This window comes from Sulfitobacter sp. SK011 (genome assembly GCF_003352065.1).
Lineage (GTDB): Bacteria > Pseudomonadota > Alphaproteobacteria > Rhodobacterales > Rhodobacteraceae > Sulfitobacter.
The window spans coordinates 2,123,738-2,148,032 of record NZ_CP025803.1; the positions used below are offsets into that span (position 1 = coordinate 2,123,738).

Consider the following 24,295-nt stretch of genomic DNA (forward strand, 5'->3'; position numbering starts at 1 on the left):
CCGCGATGCCGCGCCGCATCAGTATTCTGGGGGCCACCGGATCCATCGGGCAGAATACCCTCGATCTGGTGCGCCGCAACGCGGCAGCCTACGACGTTGTGGCGCTGACCGGGGCGGGCAACATCGCGCAATTGGCCGCAGATGCGATGGAAATGCGGGCCGAAATCGCGGTAACAGCGCGGCCTGACCTGCTGGAGGATCTGCGCGATGCGCTGAAAGGGTCAGATGTCGAGGCCGCGGCAGGCGCGGATGCGGTTGTTGAGGCGGCCAGCCGTCCGGCAGATTGGATCATGTCGGCAATCGTGGGTGCCGCCGGGCTGGCACCGGGATTTGCCGCACTGGCGCAGGGATGCACGCTGGCGCTTGCCAACAAGGAATCGCTGGTGTGCGCCGGGCAGCTTTTGCTGGAAACGGCCCATACCCACGGCGCGACCATACTGCCCGTCGACAGCGAACATTCTGCGATATTTCAGGCCCTCGTCGGTGAAGATATCACAGCGGTGGAGCGGATCATCATCACCGCCAGCGGTGGCGCGTTTCGCGATTGGCCATTGGATAAACTGGCGCAGGCAACGCTGGATCAGGCGTCGTCCCATCCCAATTGGGACATGGGCCAGCGCATCACCATTGATTCCGCGTCAATGTTCAACAAGGCGATGGAAGTCATTGAAACCCGAGAGTTTTTCGGCGTCGAACCGGACCAGATCGAGGTGCTGGTGCACCCGCAGTCGATGGTGCACGCCCTGGTCGGGTTTCGCGATGGCGGCTTGATGGCGCATGTTGGCCCACCCGATATGCGCCATGCGATCGGATATGCGCTGCACCATCCGCACCGGGCACATCTCCCGGTGGAGCGTCTGGATCTGGCGGCTATCGGCCAGCTTGATTTCTCGACCCCCGACGATGCGCGTTGGCCCGCCCTGCGGCTGGCCCGCGAGGTTATGGGGACGGGCCGATTGATGGGAGCGGTGTTCAACGCCGCCAAGGAAACTGCATTGGACGGATTCATCGCAGGGCAGATCAATTTCACCCAGATGGCCGAGGTGGTTGAGGACGCGATGACACAGCTTGATCGCCAGCCCGGCCATATTGATCTGAGCATGACCCTTGATAACGTGCACAAAGTGGACCATTTGGCACGTGAGGCGGCAAAAGCCGCGATTGAAAAAAGAGCAGGGTAGCGTTTTGGATATTTTGAGTTTGTTGCCGCAATTTGGCGGGCTGATCTGGACTTTGCTGGCATTTGTGGTCGCGCTGTCGGTCATCGTGGCGATCCATGAGTACGGCCACTACATCGTCGGGCGCTGGACAGGGATTAAGGCAGACGTGTTTTCACTGGGGTTCGGCCCGGTGCTGTGGTCCCGTCGCGACAAACATGGCACCCGCTGGCAGATCGCCGCCTTGCCCTTTGGCGGCTTCGTGAAATTCGCAGGCGACGCCAATGCCGCATCGGGCAAGGATGAGGCGGCGATGGCAGCGGTTGCTGATGACCCGGAGGCCAAGCGCCACACCATGCACGGTGCACCGCTTTGGGCGCGCACGCTCACAGTGGCAGCGGGGCCTGTGTTCAACTTTGCCCTGTCGATCATCATCTTTTTTGCAGTCGCGCTGACCGTTGGCGTGGCTCGGGACCCGCTGACTGTCGGCGAGATGCGCCCGCTGCCCAATGAGGCACAAGGTCTGCAGTCCGGAGATGAGATTGCGGGCATCAATGGTGTGACCACACCCAGTATGGAAGATGAAGAGGCCTATAATGATTTCATTGAAGGCATCCCACAGCAGCAGGTCCTCAATTACGACGTGGTGCGCGATGGCACCGCTCTGAGCGTTGATGGACCCTATCTGTTGCCACCTTTGGTTAATCAGGTTGTGCCGCAATCAGCCGCCTTTCAGGCGGGGCTCAAATCAGGCGATGTCATCACGGGCGTGGATGGCGAGCCGATCTTTGCCTTTCAGCAATTGAAAACCGCCGTTGAGGCATCGGATGGTAAAGCGCTGCAGCTCAACGTCTGGCGGGCGGGCGAAAACCTTGAGTTTACCATGACCCCCAAGTCCACGGATGAGCCGCAGCCCGACGGCAGCTTTGTGAAAAACCTCCGCATCGGCATTGCCGGTGGGATGGCGTTCGAGGCTGCAACCCAGGCACCCGGTCTGGGTGAGGCGCTTTGGGGCGGTGTGGCGAACACCTGGCGGATCATTGATGGGTCGTTGTCTGGTCTTAAACAGATGATCGTTGGCAACATCAGCACCTGTAATCTGTCAGGCCCGGTGGGTATCGCACAGACTTCCGGTGCCATGGCGAGCCAGGGCGCGCAGTCGTTCATCTACTTCATCGCCGTTTTGTCCACGGCTGTGGGACTGCTGAACCTCTTTCCGATCCCGGCGCTCGATGGCGGGCATCTGGTGTTTTATGCCTATGAGGCTGTGGCTGGCAAACCACCCAGCGATGGTGCTTTGCGCGTCCTGATGACCGTTGGTGTGTCGCTGGTGCTGATGCTGATGGTCTTCGCGCTTGGGAACGATCTATTCTGCCCATGAAGGGCAAGCCAAAAATAGGGGCCTCATGACGCGGCTTATTCTGGTTCTTGGTGATCAACTGACACCGACGCTTTCGGCATTGGAACAGGCCACCCAAGGCGACATCATCGTGATGGCCGAAGTCGCGGATGAAACCACCTATGTGCCGCATCACCCCAAGAAGATTGCCTTTGTTCTGACCGCGATGCGCAAATTTGCGGCGCAACTGCGCAATGACGGGCTGACCGTGGTTTACACGAAACTGGATGATCCTGAAAATACGAGATCAATCACCGGCGAGCTGCTGCGCAGGGCCGCAGAATATGGCACCAGCACAGTGATTGCGACAGAACCGGGCGAATGGCGGCTGATTGCGGCATTGAACGATTTGCCACTGGACACAACGGTCCTGCCCGATACGCGGTTCATCGCCTCACACGCCGAGTTCGAGGCATGGGCGAAAGACCGCAAGGAACTGCGGATGGAGTGGTTTTACCGTGACATGCGCCGCAAGACCGGGTTGTTGATGGACGGCGACAAGCCGGTCGGGGGCCAATGGAACTTTGATCATGACAACCGCAAGGCAGCGCCCAAGGACATTCATTATTTCGGCCCGATGCAGTTTGATCCTGACCCGGAGGTGATGGCGCTTGTCGCACAGCGCTTTGATCAGAATTTTGGTGATCTGGAACCGATGTGGTTTGCCACGGACAAGGAACAGGTGCTGCGCCATTTTGAACGGTGGCTGCAGGACGCCTTGCCGCTTTTTGGCGACTTTCAGGATGCAATGCTCAACGAGAACAGGTTTCTTTATCACTCTGTCATTGGCCTTTACATCAACGCAGGCCTGCTTGATCCCCTGGCAGTCTGCCGCGCAGCGGAAGCCGAATATCAGGCGGGCCGCGCACCGATCAATGCCGTGGAAGGGTTCATCCGCCAGATCATCGGTTGGCGCGAATACATGCGTGGCATCTATTTCCTGCAAGGGCCGGAATACACGTCGCGCAACGTGCTGGGCCACACCCGGGACCTGCCGGCCTTCTTTTGGGGCGCGGACACCTCGATGAACTGTGTTGCCAAAACGGTTGAGCAGACCAAGACAGACGCCTACGCCCATCATATCCAGCGCCTGATGATCACCGGAAATTTCGCTCTGCTGGCGGGGATTGATCCGGGGAAGGTGCATGAATGGTATCTGGCGGTTTATGCCGATGCCTATGAATGGGTTGAGGCCCCCAATGTCATCGGGATGAGCCAATATGCTGACGGCGGGATTGTGGGATCAAAACCATATGTGTCCTCAGGGGCCTATATCAGCCGCATGTCTGATTACTGCAAGAGCTGTGCCTACAAGGTCAAGGACAAGACCGGCAAGAATGCCTGTCCTTTCAACCTGCTGTACTGGGATTTCCTGATCCGCCACCGCGACCGGTTTTCAGGCAATGCACGGATGGGCAACATGTACCGCACCTGGGACCGGATGAAGCCCGATCATCAAAAGACGGTGCTGCAAGATGCATCCCGTTTTCTGGCGCGGATGGACGCGGGCGACGCCGTCTAGGACCGCGGGGCGGTGCACCGGTTAGGGGTATTTCTTATCCTGAGCAAACATCCGCAATCGCCATATTCCGGCCACATTTGGTCAAACTCGTGCCTTAATCCTTTGTTAGGACTTGATGCGTTGCCAAAGGAGCACGACATGCAAGCGATTCAAAGTTCATACCGGGGCCTGAGCCTGTTGATGGAACTCAACTGGGATCGCGTCCTTTATGTGGCCACCATTGCCTTCGCGCTGGCCGCAGGCGCCTTTGTCGGATCTCTTTGATTGATCTGCCAACCCACTGTATGATGTCTAACTGGGTTAGATAACTGCATTATGTAGTGAATTTTTACCACCGATGGTTTTGACAAACGGCGATAACCTGCGTACTCAGGACGTCAATGATGTCTTAAGATTGGGTTAGAACCATGGGGCTGAGGATTGAAGGCGCTGCGCCTTCCGAGCGGGCAATAACGAAAACACTGTCGAACTTAATGCGCGGGGTCTCTGTTTGTGCCCTGTTGTCAACGGCTTGGATGGCACCTGCCACACAAGTTCTTGCGCAGAGTTATCAGTTCAACAGCGTCGTGATCAACGGCAACGAGCGGATCGGCGACAGCGCCATTCTGGCAAGGGCCGGAATCAGGCGCGGTGCACCGGTCAGTGGTGGTCAATTAAATGACGCCTACCAGAACCTGCAAAACTCGGGTCTGTTCGAAACTGTTGCCATTGAGCCGCGTGGCAGCACGCTGGTCATCACCGTGACGGAATTGCCCACGCTGAACCGCGTGCGGTTTGAGGGCAACAAGCGGATCAAGGACGAAGTGCTGGAAGGGGTGATCAACTCGACCGAACGGCGCGTCTTTAATCCTGCGCAAGCAGAGGCAGATGCCGCGGCGATTGCGGAGGCCTATAGCAGCGATGGCCGTTTGTCGGCCCGTGTGCAGCCCCGCGTTATCCGTCGCAATCAAAACCGCGTCGATCTGGTGTTTGAAATTTTCGAAGGCGACAACATCGAGATTGAACGCCTGAGCTTTGTCGGCAATCGCATCTATTCGGACCGCCGCCTGCGCCGCGTGCTGGACACCAAGCAGGCGGGCCTGTTCCGCCGTCTGGTCAGACGCGATACGCTGGTCGAAAGCCGCATCGACGTGGATAAGCAATTGCTGCGTGATTTCTATCTGTCGCGCGGATATGTGGACATGCGCACCTCGGCAGTTAACGCTGAACTGACCGAAGAACGTGACGGTTATTTTGTGGCGTTCAACATCACCGAAGGACAGCAATTCAAGTTTGGTGAGATCAATGTGGTCTCGGAAATGCCGAACGTGGATGCAAACGCCTATCGCCAGATTGTGAAAGTGCGCCCCGGCGTGGTCTATTCGCCCACCCTGGTTGAGGCCGATATCGCCCGTCTGGAACGTCAGGCAATCCGCGATGGGGTGGATTTCCTGCGTGTTGAACCGCAGGTCGAGCGGAACGACCGTGATCTGTCGCTGAACATTACATATGTACTGAGCCGTGGACCACGGGTCTTTGTCGAACGCATCGACATCGAAGGCAACACAACCACGCTTGACCGCGTCGTCCGGCGTGAATTCGATGCGGTAGAGGGCGACCCCTTCAACCCGCGCGAAATCCGGCAGGCCGCGGAACGGATACGCGCCCTTGGCTATTTCGAAACGGCAGAGGTCAACGCCCGCGAAGGATCCAGCAGCGAACAGGTTGTCGTTGATGTGAACGTTGAGGAAAAACCAACGGGGTCTCTGAACTTTGGTGGTACATTCTCGAACAACGATGGCATCGGTCTGGCGGTCAGTTTCTCTGAGTCCAACTTTCTTGGACGCGGACAGAAATTGGCCCTCACGGTTTCAACCGCGTCAGAGGCGACACGCTATGGCATCAATTTCGTTGAGCCGCGCCTGTTGGGTCGCGACGTGGCGCTTGGTTTGAACCTTGACTATGCCGAAACCAATTCGTCGTTCTCTTCTTATGATTCAAACAGATTCATTTTTCAGCCAAGTCTGACATTCCCCATTGGCGAAAACAGCCGGCTGTCTCTGCGATACAGCTTTCAAGATATTGAGTTGATTGATCGCGATGTTGCGCCGGCGCAAACCAATGGCGGGATTGTTCAAAGCGATATTAACGCAGGATCTCTTTCCTCGTCGTCGCTTGGTTACGCCTACGCATATGACACACGCGCAACGGGGCTTGATCCGACGTCTGGCATTCTGTTTGAATTTTCGCAGGACTTTGCCGGCTTGGGCGGCGACAACAAGTACATCAAAACTGTGGCCAAAGTCACCGGCGAAAAGAAAATCTTTAACGAAGATGTGACGTTGCGCGCGACGCTCGAAGGCGGCGCATTGGCATGGCAAAGCGGCACAAACCGCGTTGTGGACCGGTTTATTCTTGGGCCGTCCGACATTCGTGGATTTGAACCCGGTGGCATCGGTCCGCGTGAGATAGGTGGCACACTTGATGATCCCTTGGGTGGTAATCTCTATGTTGTGGCACGCTTTGAGGCTGAATTCCCGCTGGGCCTGCCAGAGGAATATGGGATCAATGGCGGCCTCTTTTATGACGTCGGGAACCTGTGGGATCTAAGCGATGTGAACACCGGTGCGGCAACTGGCACCGTGGTTGGCGAAAGCGGCTCTTTCCGTCATGTTGTGGGCGTATCATTGTTCTGGGACACACCTGTGGGTCCGCTGCAGTTCAATATCTCGAAAGCGTTGAAGAGCGAAACCTTCGACAAAGAACAGAGCTTTGAAGTCACTCTGCGCACGACGTTCTGATCTGATGATCGGCCCGCGTGCCATCGTGATACTGGTGCTGGCCCTTTTGGGGGCCGCACCTCTTTCTGCCCAATCCCAAACCGACATTCCGCTTGAACGCGGCGTGGTGAGCAGCCCGATTTTGACCATCGATTCTGACCGGGTTTTTCAGGAAAGCGAATTTGGCTTGCGGGTCGCGCAGGAGATCGAGATCGAGGGGAATAAACTCGCCGCTGAAAACGATCAGATCGCGACGGATCTGGAGGCCGAGGAAAAGGCATTGACCGCCCAGCGCGCCGATATGGCCCCGGAAGATTTTCGCGTTCTGGCAGATGCATTCGACAAGAAGGTTCAACAGATACGGCAGGAACAGGCGGCCAAGGGACGTGCCTTGAACGCCTTGCTGGATGAGGAACGCGACGTGTTTCTGAGCGCCGCGGCCCCAGTGTTGGAACGGTTGATGCGCGATGCAGGGGCGGCCGTTATTCTCGACCGGCGCACCGTCTTTGTCAGCGCGTCTACGGTTGAGATCACAGATGATGCCATTGCGTTGCTGAATGAAACAATAGGCAGCGGTACGGCGACGCCCAAGCCCTGACGCTTGCCCCGAGGCTGCGGAATTGGTAGCCATTTGTAAATAATTGCAAAAGACGGACAGCCAATGACCCAAGAGAAAAAGCGCGCCGACATTCAGATGATCCAGCGCATTCTGCCGCACCGCTATCCCTTTCTTCTGGTCGACAAAGTCGAAGAGATCGACGGCACCGCATCCGCCGTCGGATATAAGAACGTCACCATGAACGAACCCCACTTTCAGGGCCATTTCCCCGGCACACCCATCATGCCCGGTGTGACAATTGTCGAGGCGATGGCCCAGACCGCAGGTGTGATGGTCGGCGTTGCCCTTGATCAGATGGACCGCGACATGCTGATCTATTTCATGTCCATTGATAACTGCAAATTCCGTCGCAAAGTTGTACCGGGTGACGTTTTGCGCATGGATCTCAAGACGGTGCGCGGCAAGGCGGGCGGCAAGGTCTGGCGCTTTGCGGGTGTGGCCACGGTTGATGGCGAAATGGCCGCCGAGGCCGAATTCATGGCGATGCTCGACCTTCCAAAAGTCTCTGCATGAGCAAAATTCACGCCTCAGCGGTGATTGAACCGGGCGCGCAAGTGGATCCATCGGCGCGCATTGGGCCGTTTTGCATGATCGGGCCAGATGTGGTGATACACGCGGATGTGGTTGTAAAAAGCCACGTGGTGATCTCTGGCCAGACGGAAGTGGGCGAGGGCACCGTGATTTTTCCATTTGCTGTCATTGGTGAAATACCTCAGGACCTGAAATTCAAGGGCGAGGCGAGCCGGTTGGTCATCGGAAAACGCAACCGCATCCGCGAGCATGTCACCATGAACTGCGGTACCGAGGGCGGCGGCGGATTGACGTCGGTGGGCGATGACGGGTTGTTCATGGCGGGATGCCACATTGCCCATGATGCGATCATCGGCAACCGGGTGATTGTGGTGAACTCAGCGGCCATCGCCGGACATTGTGTGATCGAGGATGACGTGATCATCGGCGGGTTGTCGGGCATTCATCAATGGGTGCGCGTGGGGCATGGGGCCATCATTGGCGCTGTGACCATGGTGACAAATGATGTGATCCCGTACGGGCTGGTGCAGGCACCGCGCGGTGATCTGGATGGGCTCAACCTCGTCGGTCTGAAACGGCGCGGCGTGGCACGCACTGACATCACCGCGCTGCGGGCCGCTTTTCAAATGCTGGCACAGGGAGAAGGCACGTTCCATGACCGTGCACAGCGCTTGGGCGAAGAGACAAGCAGCGATTATGTGCATGAAATCGTTGATTTTATCATGGCCGACACGGGCCGTCATTTCCTGACCCCCAAATGACCCTGGCGCTGATCGCAGGAAACGGTGCATTGCCCGCACAAGTTGTTCAGGCTCAGGCAGAGCGGCCATTGATCTGTGTGTTTGACGAAAGCAAGCCTGATGATGTGACCGCCGATCTGACCTTCCGGCTTGAAACGCTGGGGTCGCTGCTGCTGAATCTGGGCACGCGCGGGGTGACGCAGGTGTGTTTTTGTGGCGGGATCGACCGCCCGACATTTGATCCCGCGAAACTGGATGCTGAGACGGCAGCGCTGGTCCCCATGCTCAAAGAAGCACTGGCAGCGGGTGACAATGGCGCGTTGCAGGTGATCAAGGATATTTTTGAACAAACCGGGTTCACTGTCGTTGGGGTGGATCAACTGCTTCCCGATCTGGTGGCCCCGCCCGGCGTGTTGTCGGAAAAATGGCCGGACGCGCAGATGCGCCGCGATGCCGCGCGCGGCGAACAGGTCTTGGCAGGCCTTGCACCGCTGGACATCGGACAGGCCTGTGTGATCGGTGCCGAACAGGTGTTGGGGATCGAAACAATTGGTGGAACTGCACATTTGCTGGCGACCCTGCCAGACAGGGTGCGTAGTGTCTCAGCAATTCTATGCAAAGGCCCCAAGGAGGGGCAGATCAGAGAGATCGACATGCCCACCATCGGTCCCGCGACCATTGAACAGGCCCACGCCGCCGGTCTGGTTGGTGTGATCATCGATGCAGGCGATGTGATCCTTCTTGACGCGGACAAATGCACAGCACTGGCGGATCAGTTCGGCATGGTCCTGTGGTCCCGGCGCGGGGGCGAGGGGTGAAGATTTTCATCCTTGCAGGAGAGCCTTCTGGCGACCGTTTGGGCGGCGCCTTGATGGCCGGGCTCAAGACGCTGCAGCCCGACGTGCGCTTTGAAGGGATCGGCGGGCCGGACATGGCGGCGCAGGGTCTGGTCAGTCGCTTTGATATGTCCGAACTGTCCGTCATGGGGCTGGCGGAAATTCTGCCAAAATACCGCGCCTTGAAAGCGCGCATCAGACAGACGGCGGATGCCGTCCTCGCCCTGCAGCCCGATGTCATGATCACCATCGACAGCCCCGATTTTTCGCTGCGCGTCGCCAAGCTGGTCAAGGAAAAAAGTAACATCAGAACAGTCCACTACGTGGCACCCACCGTCTGGGCGTGGCGCCCCGGTCGGGCGCAGAAGATGGCGCGTTTCATCGACCATGTGCTGGCGCTGTTCCCGTTTGAGCCGCCCCTGATGCAGGCCGCTGGAATGGCCTGCGATTTTGTCGGCCATCCGGTTGTGGCCGAACCTGTCGCCAGTGAAATGGACGCAAAAAAATTCCGCGCGGAGTTGGGGATTGGCGATGCACCGATGCTGCTGGTTCTGCCCGGATCACGGCGCAGTGAAGTGGCACGGCTTGGCACCGTCTTTGGTGAAGCGGTGGCTAAGCTGATGTACCAAAAGCCCAGTTTGCGGGTGGTCATCCCCGCCGCAAGCGCGGTGGTCCATGATGTGATCGAGGTTACCAAAGACTGGGCCTTTGCACCCATCATTCTGGATCCGCGTGACCATCTGCCAGACGTAGCCAAGGCCCAAAAACGTGCGGCATTTCGGGCTGCAGATGTCGCATTGGCGGCGTCCGGCACTGTCTCACTTGAGCTTGCAGCATCCGCAACCCCGATGGTGATCGCCTATCGCATGCACTGGCTCAGCTTTCGGATCATCCGCTGGATGGCGTTGATTGACACGGTCACGCTGGTCAATCTGGTTTCAGACACCCGCGTTGTCCCCGAATTTCTGGGGCCAGAGTGCACCGCCGATCAGATTGCCGGCGGCTTGGCAAAGGTGCTGGCCAATCCAGATGCCCAGAATGCCGCGATGGCGGTGACAATGAAACGGTTGGGGCAGGGCGGCGAGGCACCGGGCCTGCGCGCGGCCAAGGCGGTGCTGGCCCGTCTTTAAATCATGCGCCCCACCGAACGCGCGGAAAATATTTACCCCTTGTGAATCCAGCCACCGCCAAAAATGCGGGTGCTGTCGGGGTCATAAAACACGCAGGCCTGACCGGGGGACACACCTTCTTCGGGTGTCAACAATTCCACCTCGGCAGTGGTGGGTGTGAGCGGGCGCAAAATCGCATCGCGTGGCGGCCTTGTGGACCGGACCCGCACCGCAATCGGCCATTCAGATTGCGACATCAGCGCGGCATCACCAAGCCAGTTGATCTCGCGGACCGGAATTTTACGGGTGGCGAGCATGGATTTCGGGCCGACCACAACTTCTTTGCGGTCCGCGTCAAGCTTCACCACGAACAGCGGATCTGCCAGCCCGCCAATGCCAAGGCCCCGGCGCTGACCGATGGTATAATTGATCACACCTTCATGACGGGCCAGCACGTTGCCCTCCAAATCGACAATATTGCCGGGATCAGCGGCTTCCGGGCGCAGTTTGCGGATGACAGAGGCATAATCGCCATTTGGCACAAAGCAGATATCCTGACTGTCCGGCTTCATCGCCACGCCCAGCCCGTATTTCGCAGCCAAAGCACGAGTGTCGTCCTTGGACGGCAGATGGCCCAGCGGAAAGCGCAGATAATCAAGCTGCTCGGGGGTGGTTGAAAACAGGAAATAGCTTTGATCGCGACTGCCATCGGCGGCGGCGTGCAGTTCGGCACCGTTATCACCCATTTTGCGCTGAATATAATGGCCCGTTGCCATGCAATCGGCCTCAAGATCCTTGGCGGTTTCCAGCAGGTCCTTGAATTTCACCCGCTCATTGCAACGGATGCAGGGCACCGGCGTTGCACCGGCCAGATAGCTGTCCGCAAACTCATCAATCACCGCGTCTTTGAACACATTTTCATAATCGAGCACGTAGTGCGGAAACCCCATTTCTTCGGCCACACGCCGCGCATCGTGAATGTCGATACCGGCGCAGCACGCACCCTTTTTGGCCAGCGCCGCACCGTGATCATAAAGCTGCAAGGTGACGCCGACCACATCGTATCCTTCATCCGCAAGCATCGCGGCAACGACAGAGCTGTCCACGCCACCCGACATCGCCACCACGACGCGCGTGTCGGCGGGCGCTTTTGCAAAGCCCAATGAATTGAGCGGCGGTGTGTGGTCGAGGGGCATGTCATGTCTCCGGGAGGTGTTAGGAGCGAATATAGGAAAATGCGAACTACTCACAAGGGCGCGCTTCACTTTGCATTAAGGCTGCGGGTGCAGATTGGGGTCAAATAATGCCGGAAAAGCTCATGTATCTGAAAAAAGTTGACGGACCGCGTTCTGTGACCCTTGCCGATGGCACGGTGATGTCGCGCAGTGATCTGCCAAATACCGCGACCCGCCGCTGGGTTGCGTCACGCAAAGCTGCTGTGGTGCGGGGGGTGGTCTATGGCCTGATCACCCAGGCCGAGGCGCTGGAACGTTACCAGATCAGTGAGGATGAATTTCTGGAGTGGGTCCGTGCGGTCACAGATCACGGAGAAGCGGCTTTAAAAGCGACTGCATTGCAAAAATATAGACAACTTTAGGTTGCGAATCTGTTAATCCAATCTCTGTTAGCGAGTGGTTAACCTTTTTTGTTCACGATCTAGTCCAAAGCAATGAAGCCGCCCCGGAGAAAAAATTAATGCGTGTATTACTAGTCGAAGACGATCCAACTACTTCTCGCAGCATCGAGTTGATGCTGACCCATGCAAACCTCAATGTGTATGCCACTGATCTGGGTGAAGAAGGGATCGATCTGGCGAAACTTTATGATTACGATTTGATCCTTCTGGACCTTGATCTGCCAGACATGAATGGCCACGAAGTTTTGCGCCAACTGCGCCTGTCACGCATTGATACACCGATCCTGATATTGTCCGGGGCTGATGACACCGAAAGCAAGATCAAGGGTTTCGGATTTGGGGCGGATGATTATCTGACCAAGCCGTTCCACCGCGAAGAACTGGTGGCGCGCATCCACGCGATCATCCGACGCTCCAAGGGGCATTCGCAATCTGTGATCGAAACCGGTCAAATTGCCGTCAATCTGGACGCCAAAACCGTCAGCGTCGACAATTCAACAGTACATCTGACGGGCAAAGAATACCAAATGCTTGAGCTGCTGTCCCTGCGAAAAGGGACAACCTTGACCAAGGAAATGTTCCTGAACCACCTCTATGGCGGCATGGATGAACCTGAACTCAAGATTATTGACGTGTTCATCTGCAAGCTGCGCAAAAAGCTGAGCATTGCGACCGGCGGCGAGAATTACATCGAAACAGTCTGGGGCCGGGGCTATGTGCTGCGTGATCCGGAACCTGCTACGATGAGTTTGGCAGCGAGCGCCTAAGCCGCCATCCAACCGATACGACCCTCCAAATCGTGCTAGACCTGCCCCCCGTCGCCACCTATCTAAGAAGATAGAAGCGACACTTCCGGGGGCAGGTCTTTTGACATCTGAGATTGCAATAGAAGCGCTGACTGAGGCGCAGGCCAAGGATGAACTCGCGCGGCTTGCCAAAATTCTGAAACGTGCAAACGCCGCCTATCACACACAAGACGACCCGGAAATTGACGATTCTGAATATGACGCGCTGAAACGTCGCAATGCCGCAATCGAGGCGCGGTTCCCGGACCTGAAGAGGCAGGACAGCCCCAGCGATCAGGTCGGTGCCACACCAGCTGACGGGTTTTCGAAAATCACCCATGCGGTCGCGATGCTGTCGCTCTCAAATGCTTTCGACACAACAGATGTCGTTGAATTTGATGCCCGTGTTCGAAAATACCTCGGAATAAGCGCGGATGTCACGCTGGCCTACACTGCCGAACCCAAGATTGACGGTCTGTCACTGTCCTTGCGATACGAGGACGGCCGGCTGATCCATGCCGCAACACGCGGTGATGGGGCCGTGGGCGAAAACGTTACGGCAAATGCGCGTACAATTGGCGATATCCCACAGGTCCTGACAGGCGCGCCATCCGTTCTTGAGGTACGCGGCGAAGTCTACATGAGCCATGCCGATTTTGCGGCGTTGAATGATCGTCAATTGGCGGCGGATGCCAAACCCTTTGCCAACCCGCGCAATGCGGCGGCAGGATCATTGCGCCAGCTCGATGCCAGCATCACGAAATCACGCCCGCTGCGGTTTTTTGCCTATGCATGGGGCGCGCTGTCAGATCCGCTCGCAGACACCCAGATGGGTGCCATCACGCGGTTGTCGGATTTTGGGTTTGCCACCAACCCGCTGACCGCGATCTGTGACGGACCGGACGCGATGCTGGCCCATTACGCACTGATCGAGGAACAGCGTGCGACGCTGGGATATGACATCGACGGCGTGGTCTACAAAGTCGATGATCTGGCGCTGCAGGACCGGCTCGGCTTCAGATCGACCACCCCCCGCTGGGCGATCGCCCACAAATTTCCGGCTGAATTGGCCTGGACCGTGCTGGAGGGCATCGACATTCAGGTTGGGCGCACAGGCGCTCTGTCCCCCGTCGCGCGGCTGCGGCCAGTGACGGTTGGTGGTGTGGTCGTGTCAAACGCAACCTTGCATAACGAGGATTACATCAGCGGTCTGGACAGCAAGGGACAGCAGATTCGCGGCGGCAAAGACATCCGCGTGGGCGATTGGGTGCAGGTCTATCGTGCCGGCGATGTGATCCCGAAGGTCGCTGATGTGGATCTGAGCAAACGCGATCCCGGTGCCACCGCTTTTGTCTTTCCGACCCTCTGCCCGGAATGCGGCAGCGAGGCGGTCCGGGAACCGGGGGATGCGGTGCGCCGTTGCACGGGTGGTCTGATCTGTCCCGCACAGGCTGTTGAAAAGCTGAAACACTTTGTGGCGCGCGGGGCGTTTGACATTGAGGGGCTGGGTGCCAAGCAGGTTGAACAGTTCTATGCCGATGGCTGGATCAAGGAACCGGCAGATATCTTCACCCTCAAAGAACGGTATGGTCAGGGTCTGCAGCAATTGAAAAACCGGGAAGGCTGGGGCGAGAAATCTGCGAACAACCTCTTTCAAAGCATTGAGGATAAACGGAATATCCCGCTGGGCCGCGTGATATTTGCACTTGGCATCCGCCATGTCGGCGAAGCGGCGTCAAATCTGTTGGCGCTGCATTATGGCACCTGGGATGCGTTTGAAACCGCGATGATCGCGGCAGAGGCGCAACAGGGGTCCGCCTGGGATGACCTGATCGGGGTCGATGGCGTCGGGGCCGTGATGGCGGGATCGGTGGTAAATGCCTTTGCGCAATCAGCCGAACGTGCGTCCATCGATCGGCTGATTGCGCAGTTGAACGTCATCGCCGCAAAACGGCCCGACACATCCGGCAGCCCGGTTGCCGGAAAGACGGTGGTTTTCACCGGCACGCTTGAAAAAATGACCCGCGCAGAGGCAAAAGCGCGGGCAGAGCGGCTGGGTGCGAAGGTGTCCGGGTCGGTCAGCGCAAAGACAGATATTCTGATTGCCGGTCCCGGTGCCGGATCGAAAGCGAAAAAGGCCGCGGAATTGGGCATTGAAACCCTGGATGAAGACGGCTGGCTCTCGTTGATCAGTGACGCATGAGCGGGCGGCCGGAACCCCTTTTCCCGCTGTTTGCAGGGTTGGAAACGCTTGAAGGTGTCGGCCCCAAGACCGCGCAACTGTTTGCGCAACTTGGCATTCTGGCCCCACGGGACCTGTTGTTCACCTTGCCCTATTCCGGGATTGATCGCGCCCTGTCTCAAACGGTCAAAGACGCGGTGTTGCCTGCAACATTGACGGTGGCCGTGACCATTGGCGCACATTACCCGGCCAAGAACAAAGGCGGGGCGTACCGCATTCACGTCGAGGATGCCAAGACCAGCTTTCAGTTGGTCTATTTCCATGCGCGCGGCGATTATTGGAAAAAACAACTGCCTGAGGGGTCTCGTCGAATTGTCTCGGGCCGGGTTGAGCTTTTTGACGGCATGGCCCAGATGGTGCACCCCGATTTCGCCGTGGCCGAAGCGGACGCAGACACTATTCCGGCCTTTGAACCCGTCTATCCGCTGACCGCAGGGATCACCCAAAAGCTGATGTACAAAGCCACCCGTGGTGCCATTGCGCGGGTGCCTCAGATGCCCGAATGGAGCGATGCAGGGCACGTGAACCAATCGAAATGGCCTGATTTTCTGACGGCGGTCACGCAGGCGCATGATCCTGCGTCGCTGGCGGATCTGGCCCCGACCGCACCTGCGCGCGAACGGCTGGCCTATGATGAGCTTTTTGCCCATCAGGTGACCTTGGCGTTGGCCCGACAAAAGGAACGCCGCAAAAAGGGCCGGTCCAGCACCGGTGACGGTCGCTTGCAGGCCCGGGTGATGGCCGCATTGCCCTATAAACCGACCACAGCCCAGAACCGCGCAATCGCGGAAATCACCGGCGATATGGCAACCGAGCAGCGCATGAACCGGCTTTTGCAGGGCGATGTCGGGGCGGGCAAGACGCTTGTCGCCTTCATCGCATTATTGCGCGCGGTCGAGGCGGGCGGGCAGGGGGTGTTGATGGCCCCGACCGAAATCCTTGCCCGCCAGCACGTTCAGGGTTTGCGCCCCTTGGCCGATCAGGCGGGCGTGGTGTTGGAAATTCTGACCGGACGGGACAAGGGCAGCGAACGACAGGCCAAGCTCGCGGCATTGGCACGTGGCGATATTCAGGTGCTTGTCGGGACCCACGCGGTGTTTCAGGCGGATGTCCATTTTCACGATCTGCGGCTTGCCGTGGTGGACGAACAACACCGGTTTGGCGTGCGTCAGCGTCTTGAACTGGGCCAGAAGGGCCATCATGCGGATGTTCTGGTCATGACCGCAACGCCAATCCCCCGTTCGCTCGCCTTGGCACAATATGGCGATATGGACGTTTCCGTATTGGATGAAAAACCACCCGGCCGCAAACCGATCAAGACCGCTTTGGTCAGCACCGAACGTATTGATGAAGTGGTGGGACGGTTGCGTTCTGTCATTGCCGAGGGGCGGCAGTGTTACTGGGTCTGTCCGTTGGTTGAGGAAAGTGAAATCAGCGATTTGATCGCTGCCGAGGAACGGTTCAAACGGTTGCGCGCCGCCTTGGGCGAGGGGGTCGTGGGGCTGGTGCATGGGCAAATGCCGCCCGCCGAAAAAGATGCGGCCATGCGCGCGTTTCAGAATGGCGAAACCCAGGTTCTGGTTGCTACGACCGTCATTGAAGTGGGCGTGGACGTGCCAAATGCCACGATCATGGTGGTGGAGCGCGCCGAGATATTTGGTCTGGCGCAACTGCATCAGTTGCGGGGCCGCGTAGGGCGCGGCCAAGAGGCGTCGACCTGTTTGTTGATGTACCAGCCACCGCTGAGTGAGAGCGGCAGACAACGTCTGGAGGTTCTGCGCGAGACCGAAGACGGGTTCATCATTGCCGAGACCGACCTCAAAATGCGCGGCACCGGCGATCTGATTGGCACGGCACAATCAGGGGTGCCGCGGTTCCGTGTGGCCGATCTGGAACGACAGGCCGGGCTGATGGCAGTGGCGCAATCGGATGCCCGCAAACTCTTGAACGATGACCCTGCATTGACATCCCCCCGCGGCGAGGCAACGCGGCTGCTGCTGTGGTTGATGCGGCAGGATGAAGCGATCCGTTTGATTTCAGTGGGTTAACGGGTTTCCACCTGCTTTGTTCGCAAATGTTCTCATTTAGTTCTTTACAAGTGGTTAATAAAATGAGAACAAAGAGGCAACAAAGACGGAGACACAGAATGACAACGCTGAAATCGCTCAAATCCATCGCAACCCGGTCGCAAGGCACGTTGTTGCAGGATGCCGTCGGTGCGGCTGCCTTGATTGTGATGCTTGTTGTTGGTCTGCATCTTCCTGCCTTTGTTTGATATCTGCCTGCGCTCTCATGCCGCTTGCCTGACGCATCCGTCCCAAATTGATGCTGCCAACTGACACTGCCTGTCTGACGTTGGCATCGGGGGTATCCCCTACGGCAAATCCGGGTCCCACATGAGAAACGCTTTCCTTGCGCCGCCATCCTTTTCAGGATGTGCGGCGTTTTTTTTGCACATCATATCAGCCCGGACTTCAAAGCCCGCCCCAGCCGACATTCCATGTATCAAATCAAGATTTGCTGACTTCTGCCGGTGCCGTGGCGTGCTGCATCGCCTCAGCCAGCGCCTCAATGCTCAACATGATCGACGCATGCCGGTTCTTGTATTCAACCGCAGGCGTGAGAATCTCAAATCCGTCAAAGGGCGCATCGGGCACCGGCCCATGGTTTTTCAGCATGGCATGCAGTTGATCGCGGGCCTTTTCGACCTGTTCCAGCGTCGCACCCAGTGCCGCACCACCCATGACAGCCGCCGCTGCCTGGCCCAAAGCGCAGGCTTTGACGTCTTGGCCCAACTGCGCCAACCGTCCGTCTGCGACGCGCACATCAACCGTCACCGTGGACCCGCACAGCGGCGAGCGGCGCTTTACCGTGGCATCGGGCGCATCCAGATGACCCAGATGGGGAATGTCCGCCGCCAGCGCCAGGATACGCGCCGAGTAAAGTTTGATAAGATCGGTATCGCCCGACATGGTTGTTTCCTTTGCCTTTGAATGCCTACATAACCCCCCACACCAAAGATGCAAAAAACTTTTCTGAGAGGGGCCAAGCGGATGCGATTTGATCCTGCAAGTCTGACCTTTAATGACGCGGGGCTCATTCCTGCGATTGCGCAGGATGTAGACAGCAAAGAGGTGCTGATGCTGGCGTGGATGAATGCGCAAAGCATTGCCCAAACGCTGGAAACCGGACGCGCGACGTATTGGAGCCGCTCCCGGCAGGCTTTCTGGATCAAGGGTGAAACCAGCGGCCATGTGCAGGAACTGGTTGAACTGCGCTTTGACTGTGACCGGGATTGTCTGTTGGTGTTGGTGCGCCAGACCGGGCCGGCCTGCCACACCGGGCGGCGGAGCTGCTTTTTTACGGCTGTCGAGGATGGCAATGAGCGTGAGTTGACCAAACCCATCTAGACGCCTATGCGCGGTCTTTTGCCAAGATCACATACTTCCGCTAGCCTGTTCATTCAAAGGGGTCAGGGATGGGGGTTTGGCATATGAACACGGCAATAACGGGTATCAGCGCGGTTTTATGTGCCGCGATTCTGGCCCCGATGGCGCAGGCACAATCGGCCGGGTTCGATCCGCGCGGCAACTGCAGCACCGTGTTGGGCACTGCGACCGAGGCCGATCAGGTCATGATCGCGGCATGGACGTTTGGGTTTATTGCGGCCAACACCGACAACGTGCGGCCCGTTGACCCAAACAACAACGCCATTCTGCTGGGGAACCTCGCCAAAGTCTGTCAGGCCAACCCGACTGCCAGCCTTTTGGCACTGGTTGAGGCCAGCAGCAGGCCAGAGGATCGTTCACCGCCCGCCACCGCACCTGTCGCGACCCCAGGCAGCGAAGCCGAAGCGCACGCCTTGCTCAGCGCATTTTTGGAACCGGGGGCCGATTTACGGGCGCTGACACAGGCGATCCTGCCCACCGAAGCAGAGGTCAGGGCGGTCTATGCCGATCCATTGGCGACCGCCTTGTGGGCCAGTTATCAAGAGCAGATGGGGCCGGGAACGGCGTTTGGCCCCAAACCGTATCAAGACGATATCATTGTGGTCCACACCACCACCCGTGCGCTTTTTGAACAAAAGCCGGTGCTGGATAAATTCCCGGGCGGGTATAAAGACGTGCTGCAGTATTTCAAGATCGACGTGCCGATCGTCCGGTTCAAATTTGTAAAGCAGGGCGAAACCTTGGGTCTGGCATTTGACGGGCTGATCTATGTGAATGGCCGATGGGTGATTATGCCCAAACCCTGGCACAGTCTGCCGGGTTAGGAACCGCGCCTAAAGCCCCACCATCAAACGAATATCTTTGGGGGTTTTGCCCTCAACCCGATAAAGCGAAATCGCCCGCGCGTCGTCGCGTTTGGCCAGCCGTTTGCCTGCCGCGTCCCGGATCAAGCGGTGGTGGTGATAGGTGGGTGTCGGTAGCCCAAGAAGCTTTTGCAAGACGACATGGATTTTTGTCGCCTCGAAAAGATCCTCACCGCGCACCACATGGGTAATGTCCTGAGCCGCATCATCCAGCACCACCGAGAGATGATAGGATGTGCCCATATCACGACGGGAAAGGACGATGTCGCCAATACCCAAGGTCAAGGTATCGGCATCAACGCGGATATCGCCGTGTCGTTGCCCCGTTTCAGTGAAATAGAAAGTATTATCAATGCTCTGAACCGCTTTCCTCATGTCCAGACGCAAGGGGGTAATCGTGGGTCTCAGGCCCGTGCGACAGGCCGTTACACGGCATGTACCAGGGTAAATTACCCCGTCCGGCCCATGCAGCGGCGCGCCTTCCTGAGGTGCAGAGGCCGCCGCCGCGATATCTGCGCGAGAGCAGGTGCATGGATAAAGCAACCCTTGCTGCCAAAGCTGATCAAGCGCGTCATCATAAGCGGCATGGCGCTCCGACTGCCGCATCACGGGTTCTGGCCATCGCAATCCCAGCCAAGCCAGATCATCATAAATCTGCATCTCCCATTCAGGGCGTGCGCGCGACTGGTCAATATCCTCGATCCTGAGTAGAAATTCACCGGCATGTGCCTGTGCCATATCAAAGGCCAAAAGCGCGGAATACGCATGTCCAAGGTGCAGCGGCCCTGTGGGTGACGGTGCAAAACGTGTCCGAAAGTTCAAGTCTTTTCAATCACATAGACATTGGACTTCAAGTTAATGCCCGGCAGATGCGGTCCGTGTTCGCGAAACAGCAAACACGCGGCACCACAGTCGAGCCATTCGCTGACCCGTGCCTCGTTGGCCTTGTCCTGCAGCGCGTGATCGTTGAAAGAAAATACCATTAGCCCGCCTTTCGCGAGCCCCTTCATCAACGTGTCAAACACAGAGATCGGGGCAGCACCGGCCCCAATGACCCCGATCGCGGCAATCGCGGCATAATCGCCGGGCGCGTGGATCAGCGGTGCATCAGCCTCAACATGATGCAAGGTGCGATAAACGCCTTTGTCATTGGCCCGCGCCAGCATATCTGCCGACAGATCCATCCCGTCAATCGTGGTAAATCCACCGAGTTTGAGCGCCAAACCCGAAAGCCCGGTGCCACAGCCAAAATCAAGAATGGGCTGGGTGGGATCATCACTGTATTTGGCAAGCGCTTTTGCACATCGTTCAGGCGTGGCATAGCCGTTTTCGCCTACTTCGGCCTCATAGCTCGCGGACCAGTCGTCATAAAGCTCGCGGGTTGAGGCGGCATCGCGCGCGCCATACGCTTTGTCGAGAAAAGGATCACTCATGCAGAAAAATCTACGAAGGATGTATGGTCCCGTCCAGCCCTAACTTTCCAGCCAGCTTTGCCAGTCTGCCTTGGCGCGATCTGTATAGGCCTTGTAGCGGTCCTTGCGCCCCCGCCGACCTGATTTCAGGCCCTCAACAGGGGGAAACAGGCCAAAGTTTACGTTCATTGGCTGGAAGGTTTTTGCCTCGGCACCGCCAGTGATATGGGTGATCAATGCGCCCATCGCTGTTGTGTTGGGCGGCGTGGTGATCGCTTCTCCCCTGATCTCGGCCACCGCCATGCGCCCGGCAAGCAGACCCATCGCCGCACTTTCAACATAGCCTTCGACGCCAGTGATCTGGCCTGCAAAGCGGATATGAGGCCGGGCGCGCAGACGCATCTGGTCGTCCAACAGCGTGGGGGAATTGATAAAGGAGTTGCGGTGGATGCCACCAAGGCGCGCGAATCGCGCATTCTCTAGACCTGGAATCATTTTGAAAACATCGGCTTGTGCGCCATACTTCATCTTTGTCTGAAAGCCGACGATGTTGTACAGCGTGCCCAGTTTGTTGTCCCGGCGCAGTTGCACAACGGCATAGGCTTTGACATCGGGCTGATGTGCATCGGTCAGGCCCACAGGTTTCATCGGCCCAAAGCGCAGGGTTTCGCGTCCGCGTTCGGCCATGACTTCTATGGGCAGACATCCGTCAAAATAGGCAGCCGTTTCGCCTTCGCGGAATTCGGTTTTGTCTGCCGTCAACAGCGCGTCGATGAAGGCCTCGTATTGGTCTTTGTCCATCGGGCAGTTGAGATAGGCAGTGCGTTCTTCCTCGGTATCGCCCTTGTCATAGCGCGACTGCATCCATGCTTTATCCATGTTGATGCTGTCAAAATAGACAATTGGTGCGATGGCGTCGAAAAATGCCAGCGCCTCGGCACCGGTTTGCGCGGCAATGGCATCGGCCAAAGAACCGGACGTCAGCGGCCCGGTCGCAATGATCCAGTGGCCGTCATCGGGCAGTTCAGTGATTTCGCCGTATTCGACGCTGATATTCGGATGGGCCAGCAACGCATCTGTCACCGATTGGGCAAAGGGATCGCGGTCCACCGCCAGCGCGCCGCCGGCAGGCAGACGGTGTTTGTCGGCCGTGGCCATGATCAGCCCGTTCGCTGCGCGCATCTCCCAATGCAACAGGCCCACCGCGTTCTGTTCGCTGTCGTCAGACCGGAATGAGTTTGAACAGACCATTTCACCCAAAAGCCCGGTCTGGTGTGCAAATGTGCCGACCTTGGGCCGCATTTCATGGATCACGACGGGAATGCCCGCGTTTGCCGCCTGCCAGGCTGCTTCTGATCCGGCCATGCCGCCGCCGATGATATGGAGTGTCTGTGTCATGAAACGCGATGTAGGGCAGGGTGCTTTGGTAAGCAACAGGCAGCCAACACCTGCGGTACAATTACTTGCAGTGGAGAATGTCAGGAGGGGGTGATTTTTGGGGTCGCCGCTGCAGGTATGGTCGGTCAGTGAGAGGCTGACCTGGAGGGACCTTCCGCCGTCGGCGACCCAAAATCATTAAGGCTATTGGCCTTGCCCTATTGATGCCCCAATTATGCCCGATTTACTAGAGCAAAAACGTAAACAATCGCAATCATATTTGGAAACAATCATTGCGACCAGTCGGGGGGCCGTTTTTCGATGAAGGCATTGATGCCCTCCTGGGTGTCCTTGTTCTGCATGTTTTCAACCATAACGTCGCCGGTATAGGCATAGGCCTCAGCGACCGGCAGCTCCAGCTGTTGATAAAAGGCGACTTTGCCCAGTCTCACAGCCGACCCCAATTTAGAGGCGATTTGATCCGCCAAGGCCGCGGTGGCGGCGCTGAGGTCGTCGCTTTCGACGACACGGTTGATCAGGCCAAGCTCCTCAGCGCGGGTGGCGTTAATGAAATCGCCTGTGGTCAGCATCTCAAACGCCTTTTTCCGGGCGATGTTGCGGCTAAGCGCCACCATCGGGGTTGAACAGAACAATCCGATATTGACCCCGTTCACGCCGAAACGTGTCTCTTTGGCGGCGACCGCCAGATCGCAGGTGGCAACCAATTGGCACCCCGCGGCGGTTGCGATGCCATGGACCTGGGCAATGACCGGCTGCGGCATGAACCGAATACGGGCCATCAGGGCAGAGCATCGATCGAACAGATCCCTGAAGGCGGCAACCCCGCCGTCCGCTTCTTTTCGTTTCTCTGCCATCTGGCGCAGGTCATGTCCGGCGCAAAATGCTTTGCCCGCGCCCGCGATGGTGATGACCCGGACCTGCGCATTGTTTGCCAGACCATCCAAACCGGTTTGCAAAGCTTCCAACATCTCATCGGACAGCGCATTAAGCCGTTCTGGTGCGTTCATTGTCATGTGCGCCACTGGTCCGCGTACTTCAATCTCAAGAATTGCCATCTTGCTCTCTTACCCTCAAATAGGCCAATCCTAGGTCAACACAGCAGGAAAGAACAAGCATGCCCGTAATGATGGACGAAGAGGCGCTGACACACTTCATGCACGAGGTGTTTGATCAGGTGGCAGAAGACTTTGCTGTCGATCATGTGGGCGAGGGCGAAATCACCATGCGGTTGCTGACCGCGCACCGGCATCTGCGCCCCGGTGGCACCGTGTCTGGCCCTTCGATGTTCGCGCTTGCGGATGTTGCGGCCTATCTGGTGACGCTGGCCATGATCGGACCACAGGCATTGGCCGTGACCACAAATTGTTCAATTGATTTCATGCGCAAGCCGCTGGCAGGGGTGAATTTGATTGCCAAAGCGCGGCTGTTGAAGCTGGGCAAGCAATTGTCGGTGACGGATGTGCTGATCTATTCAGAAGGGTCTGACAAACCGGTGGCGCGGGCCAGCCTGACCTATGCGATTCCGCCGAAATCCATTGGATAAGATGAAAAATGGGCCGGGGAAAACCCGGCCCAAGTGAAGAGGTCTGAAAGTCACCACAGGGATGTTATGGCTTCCAGAACACGCGGCAAGCCTCCGTTTCGGCCTGATCCGGTGTCAGTCCCACATCGCGCAATTGCCACGGCTCCAGCTTGCGCAGCGCCAGACGTGTGCGGCGGCGTGTGGCCCATTTCGTCACGCAGACCGCAAATTTGACCGCCAGCAGCGCAGCGATTGGCATGCTGCGTGTGTTTAGGGCGGTCAACATCTCGGAAGAGAGGGTCAATGCGTGTGTCAT

At 57.7% G+C, this 24,295-nt stretch carries 25 protein-coding genes; 18 read left to right on the top strand and 7 right to left on the bottom strand.

Annotation, left to right across the window (positions count from 1 at the left end; translation table 11 throughout):
• Positions 1-5: 5 nt before the first annotated feature.
• The 10 genes from dxr to lpxB all read left to right on the top strand — a co-directional run bounded on the left by dxr (position 6) and on the right by lpxB (position 10,693).
• Positions 6-1,181 carry a 1-deoxy-D-xylulose-5-phosphate reductoisomerase gene (gene dxr, locus C1J02_RS10460; protein WP_114878527.1) on the top strand — a complete coding sequence of 392 codons (1,176 nt, stop codon included), beginning with the start codon at positions 6-8 and terminating at the stop codon, positions 1,179-1,181.
• 4 nt (positions 1,182-1,185) lie between these two features.
• Complete coding sequence (gene rseP, locus C1J02_RS10465; RefSeq protein WP_114878528.1) at positions 1,186-2,538, top strand: RIP metalloprotease RseP; 1,353 nt, start codon at positions 1,186-1,188, stop codon at positions 2,536-2,538.
• Positions 2,539-2,563: 25 nt separating this feature from the next.
• Entirely contained in the window at positions 2,564-4,078 is a 1,515-nt protein-coding gene (locus tag C1J02_RS10470; protein WP_114878529.1) for a cryptochrome/photolyase family protein, read from the top strand.
• Positions 4,079-4,216: 138 nt separating this feature from the next.
• Entirely contained in the window at positions 4,217-4,342 is a 126-nt protein-coding gene (locus tag C1J02_RS21230) for a hypothetical protein (RefSeq protein WP_302622749.1), read from the top strand.
• A gap of 251 nt (positions 4,343-4,593) precedes the next feature.
• Entirely contained in the window at positions 4,594-6,858 is a 2,265-nt protein-coding gene (bamA, locus tag C1J02_RS10475; protein WP_254693083.1) for an outer membrane protein assembly factor BamA, read from the top strand.
• The gene (locus C1J02_RS10480) at positions 6,830-7,435 is read left to right on the top strand and encodes an OmpH family outer membrane protein (protein ID WP_368073753.1); all 606 of its coding nucleotides are present in this window, start codon (positions 6,830-6,832) and stop codon (positions 7,433-7,435) included. Before bamA ends, C1J02_RS10480 begins: the two co-directional genes overlap by 29 nt.
• Positions 7,436-7,498: 63 nt before the next feature.
• Positions 7,499-7,969, top strand: a complete 471-nt coding sequence (fabZ, locus tag C1J02_RS10485; RefSeq protein WP_114878531.1) for a 3-hydroxyacyl-ACP dehydratase FabZ — start codon at positions 7,499-7,501, stop codon at positions 7,967-7,969.
• On the top strand, positions 7,966-8,748 hold the full coding sequence (lpxA, locus tag C1J02_RS10490) for an acyl-ACP--UDP-N-acetylglucosamine O-acyltransferase (RefSeq protein ID WP_114878532.1): 783 nt from the start codon (positions 7,966-7,968) through the stop codon (positions 8,746-8,748). The genes fabZ and lpxA overlap by 4 nt, the downstream gene beginning before the upstream one ends.
• Positions 8,745-9,545, top strand: coding sequence for an LpxI family protein (locus tag C1J02_RS10495; protein ID WP_114878533.1), 801 nt, complete (start codon positions 8,745-8,747; stop codon positions 9,543-9,545). Before lpxA ends, C1J02_RS10495 begins: the two co-directional genes overlap by 4 nt.
• Complete coding sequence (lpxB, locus tag C1J02_RS10500) at positions 9,482-10,693, top strand: lipid-A-disaccharide synthase (protein ID WP_114878534.1); 1,212 nt, start codon at positions 9,482-9,484, stop codon at positions 10,691-10,693. The genes C1J02_RS10495 and lpxB overlap by 64 nt, the downstream gene beginning before the upstream one ends.
• Positions 10,694-10,725: 32 nt before the next feature.
• Here lpxB and mnmA read toward each other — a convergent pair whose 3' ends face one another.
• Positions 10,726-11,868 carry a tRNA 2-thiouridine(34) synthase MnmA gene (gene mnmA, locus C1J02_RS10505; RefSeq protein ID WP_114878535.1) on the bottom strand — a complete coding sequence of 381 codons (1,143 nt, stop codon included), beginning with the start codon at positions 11,866-11,868 and terminating at the stop codon, positions 10,726-10,728.
• A gap of 122 nt (positions 11,869-11,990) precedes the next feature.
• On the opposite strand from mnmA, the gene C1J02_RS10510 reads away from it, so the two are divergent.
• From C1J02_RS10510 to C1J02_RS21235, 5 genes are all read left to right on the top strand, one after another.
• Positions 11,991-12,269: a DUF1153 domain-containing protein gene (locus C1J02_RS10510; RefSeq protein ID WP_114880507.1), complete on the top strand. Its 279-nt coding sequence runs from the start codon at positions 11,991-11,993 to the stop codon at positions 12,267-12,269.
• Between the two features lie 98 nt (positions 12,270-12,367).
• Positions 12,368-13,075, top strand: coding sequence for a response regulator transcription factor CtrA (gene ctrA, locus C1J02_RS10515; protein WP_114878536.1), 708 nt, complete (start codon positions 12,368-12,370; stop codon positions 13,073-13,075).
• Between the two features lie 100 nt (positions 13,076-13,175).
• Positions 13,176-15,296, top strand: coding sequence for an NAD-dependent DNA ligase LigA (gene ligA, locus C1J02_RS10520; protein ID WP_114878537.1), 2,121 nt, complete (start codon positions 13,176-13,178; stop codon positions 15,294-15,296).
• Positions 15,293-17,383 (top strand): ATP-dependent DNA helicase RecG, encoded by a 2,091-nt coding sequence (gene recG, locus C1J02_RS10525; RefSeq protein ID WP_114878538.1) that lies wholly within the window; start codon positions 15,293-15,295, stop codon positions 17,381-17,383. The genes ligA and recG overlap by 4 nt, the downstream gene beginning before the upstream one ends.
• Before the next feature lie 98 nt (positions 17,384-17,481).
• Positions 17,482-17,610, top strand: a complete 129-nt coding sequence (locus C1J02_RS21235) for a hypothetical protein (RefSeq protein ID WP_302622750.1) — start codon at positions 17,482-17,484, stop codon at positions 17,608-17,610.
• A 235-nt stretch (positions 17,611-17,845) separates the two neighbouring features.
• On the opposite strand, the gene C1J02_RS10530 is transcribed toward C1J02_RS21235, so the two are convergent.
• Entirely contained in the window at positions 17,846-18,307 is a 462-nt protein-coding gene (locus C1J02_RS10530; RefSeq protein WP_114878539.1) for an iron-sulfur cluster assembly scaffold protein, read from the bottom strand.
• Between the two features lie 81 nt (positions 18,308-18,388).
• Here C1J02_RS10530 and hisI point away from each other — a divergent pair, with 81 nt between their 5' ends.
• Both hisI and C1J02_RS10540 read left to right on the top strand, forming a co-directional pair.
• Positions 18,389-18,745 carry a phosphoribosyl-AMP cyclohydrolase gene (gene hisI / locus C1J02_RS10535; RefSeq protein ID WP_114880508.1) on the top strand — a complete coding sequence of 119 codons (357 nt, stop codon included), beginning with the start codon at positions 18,389-18,391 and terminating at the stop codon, positions 18,743-18,745.
• 83 nt (positions 18,746-18,828) lie between these two features.
• Positions 18,829-19,608, top strand: a complete 780-nt coding sequence (locus C1J02_RS10540) for a hypothetical protein (protein WP_162798302.1) — start codon at positions 18,829-18,831, stop codon at positions 19,606-19,608.
• A 9-nt stretch (positions 19,609-19,617) separates the two neighbouring features.
• Here the strand turns inward: C1J02_RS10540 and gluQRS are convergent, their stop codons facing one another.
• The 4 genes from gluQRS to C1J02_RS10560 form a co-directional block, all read right to left on the bottom strand.
• Positions 19,618-20,469: a tRNA glutamyl-Q(34) synthetase GluQRS gene (gene gluQRS, locus C1J02_RS10545; RefSeq protein ID WP_114878541.1), complete on the bottom strand. Its 852-nt coding sequence runs from the start codon at positions 20,467-20,469 to the stop codon at positions 19,618-19,620.
• Complete coding sequence (locus tag C1J02_RS10550; protein ID WP_114878542.1) at positions 20,466-21,080, bottom strand: class I SAM-dependent methyltransferase; 615 nt, start codon at positions 21,078-21,080, stop codon at positions 20,466-20,468. Before C1J02_RS10550 ends, gluQRS begins: the two co-directional genes overlap by 4 nt.
• A gap of 39 nt (positions 21,081-21,119) precedes the next feature.
• Entirely contained in the window at positions 21,120-22,457 is a 1,338-nt protein-coding gene (gene trmFO, locus C1J02_RS10555) for a methylenetetrahydrofolate--tRNA-(uracil(54)-C(5))-methyltransferase (FADH(2)-oxidizing) TrmFO (protein ID WP_114878543.1), read from the bottom strand.
• 269 nt (positions 22,458-22,726) lie between these two features.
• Positions 22,727-23,512: an enoyl-CoA hydratase gene (locus tag C1J02_RS10560; protein ID WP_114878544.1), complete on the bottom strand. Its 786-nt coding sequence runs from the start codon at positions 23,510-23,512 to the stop codon at positions 22,727-22,729.
• A gap of 59 nt (positions 23,513-23,571) precedes the next feature.
• On the opposite strand from C1J02_RS10560, the gene C1J02_RS10565 reads away from it, so the two are divergent.
• Complete coding sequence (locus C1J02_RS10565) at positions 23,572-24,000, top strand: PaaI family thioesterase (RefSeq protein WP_114878545.1); 429 nt, start codon at positions 23,572-23,574, stop codon at positions 23,998-24,000.
• A 64-nt stretch (positions 24,001-24,064) separates the two neighbouring features.
• Here the strand turns inward: C1J02_RS10565 and C1J02_RS10570 are convergent, their stop codons facing one another.
• Positions 24,065-24,295, bottom strand: a complete 231-nt coding sequence (locus tag C1J02_RS10570; protein WP_114878546.1) for a DUF1127 domain-containing protein — start codon at positions 24,293-24,295, stop codon at positions 24,065-24,067.

What these genes read in the sequence shown, in the direction of transcription:
- ctrA (WP_114878536.1), top strand. Translation starts at nt 12,368, where the DNA reads ATGCGTGTATTACTAGTCGAAGACGATCCAACTACTTCTCGCAGCATC.
- C1J02_RS10470 (WP_114878529.1), top strand. Translation starts at nt 2,564, where the DNA reads ATGACGCGGCTTATTCTGGTTCTTGGTGATCAACTGACACCGACGCTT.
- C1J02_RS10570 (WP_114878546.1), bottom strand. Translation starts at nt 24,295, where the DNA reads ATGACACACGCATTGACCCTCTCTTCCGAGATGTTGACCGCCCTAAAC.
- fabZ (WP_114878531.1), top strand. Translation starts at nt 7,499, where the DNA reads ATGACCCAAGAGAAAAAGCGCGCCGACATTCAGATGATCCAGCGCATT.
- C1J02_RS10510 (WP_114880507.1), top strand. Translation starts at nt 11,991, where the DNA reads ATGTATCTGAAAAAAGTTGACGGACCGCGTTCTGTGACCCTTGCCGAT.
- C1J02_RS10495 (WP_114878533.1), top strand. Translation starts at nt 8,745, where the DNA reads ATGACCCTGGCGCTGATCGCAGGAAACGGTGCATTGCCCGCACAAGTT.
- C1J02_RS10565 (WP_114878545.1), top strand. Translation starts at nt 23,572, where the DNA reads ATGCCCGTAATGATGGACGAAGAGGCGCTGACACACTTCATGCACGAG.
- C1J02_RS21230 (WP_302622749.1), top strand. Translation starts at nt 4,217, where the DNA reads ATGCAAGCGATTCAAAGTTCATACCGGGGCCTGAGCCTGTTGATGGAA.
- lpxA (WP_114878532.1), top strand. Translation starts at nt 7,966, where the DNA reads ATGAGCAAAATTCACGCCTCAGCGGTGATTGAACCGGGCGCGCAAGTG.
- dxr (WP_114878527.1), top strand. Translation starts at nt 6, where the DNA reads ATGCCGCGCCGCATCAGTATTCTGGGGGCCACCGGATCCATCGGGCAG.
- C1J02_RS10530 (WP_114878539.1), bottom strand. Translation starts at nt 18,307, where the DNA reads ATGTCGGGCGATACCGATCTTATCAAACTTTACTCGGCGCGTATCCTG.
- C1J02_RS21235 (WP_302622750.1), top strand. Translation starts at nt 17,482, where the DNA reads ATGACAACGCTGAAATCGCTCAAATCCATCGCAACCCGGTCGCAAGGC.
- recG (WP_114878538.1), top strand. Translation starts at nt 15,293, where the DNA reads ATGAGCGGGCGGCCGGAACCCCTTTTCCCGCTGTTTGCAGGGTTGGAA.
- trmFO (WP_114878543.1), bottom strand. Translation starts at nt 22,457, where the DNA reads ATGACACAGACACTCCATATCATCGGCGGCGGCATGGCCGGATCAGAA.
- bamA (WP_254693083.1), top strand. Translation starts at nt 4,594, where the DNA reads ATGGCACCTGCCACACAAGTTCTTGCGCAGAGTTATCAGTTCAACAGC.
- C1J02_RS10560 (WP_114878544.1), bottom strand. Translation starts at nt 23,512, where the DNA reads ATGGCAATTCTTGAGATTGAAGTACGCGGACCAGTGGCGCACATGACA.
- lpxB (WP_114878534.1), top strand. Translation starts at nt 9,482, where the DNA reads ATGCACAGCACTGGCGGATCAGTTCGGCATGGTCCTGTGGTCCCGGCG.
- mnmA (WP_114878535.1), bottom strand. Translation starts at nt 11,868, where the DNA reads ATGCCCCTCGACCACACACCGCCGCTCAATTCATTGGGCTTTGCAAAA.
- C1J02_RS10540 (WP_162798302.1), top strand. Translation starts at nt 18,829, where the DNA reads ATGAACACGGCAATAACGGGTATCAGCGCGGTTTTATGTGCCGCGATT.
- hisI (WP_114880508.1), top strand. Translation starts at nt 18,389, where the DNA reads ATGCGATTTGATCCTGCAAGTCTGACCTTTAATGACGCGGGGCTCATT.
- C1J02_RS10550 (WP_114878542.1), bottom strand. Translation starts at nt 21,080, where the DNA reads ATGAGTGATCCTTTTCTCGACAAAGCGTATGGCGCGCGCGATGCCGCC.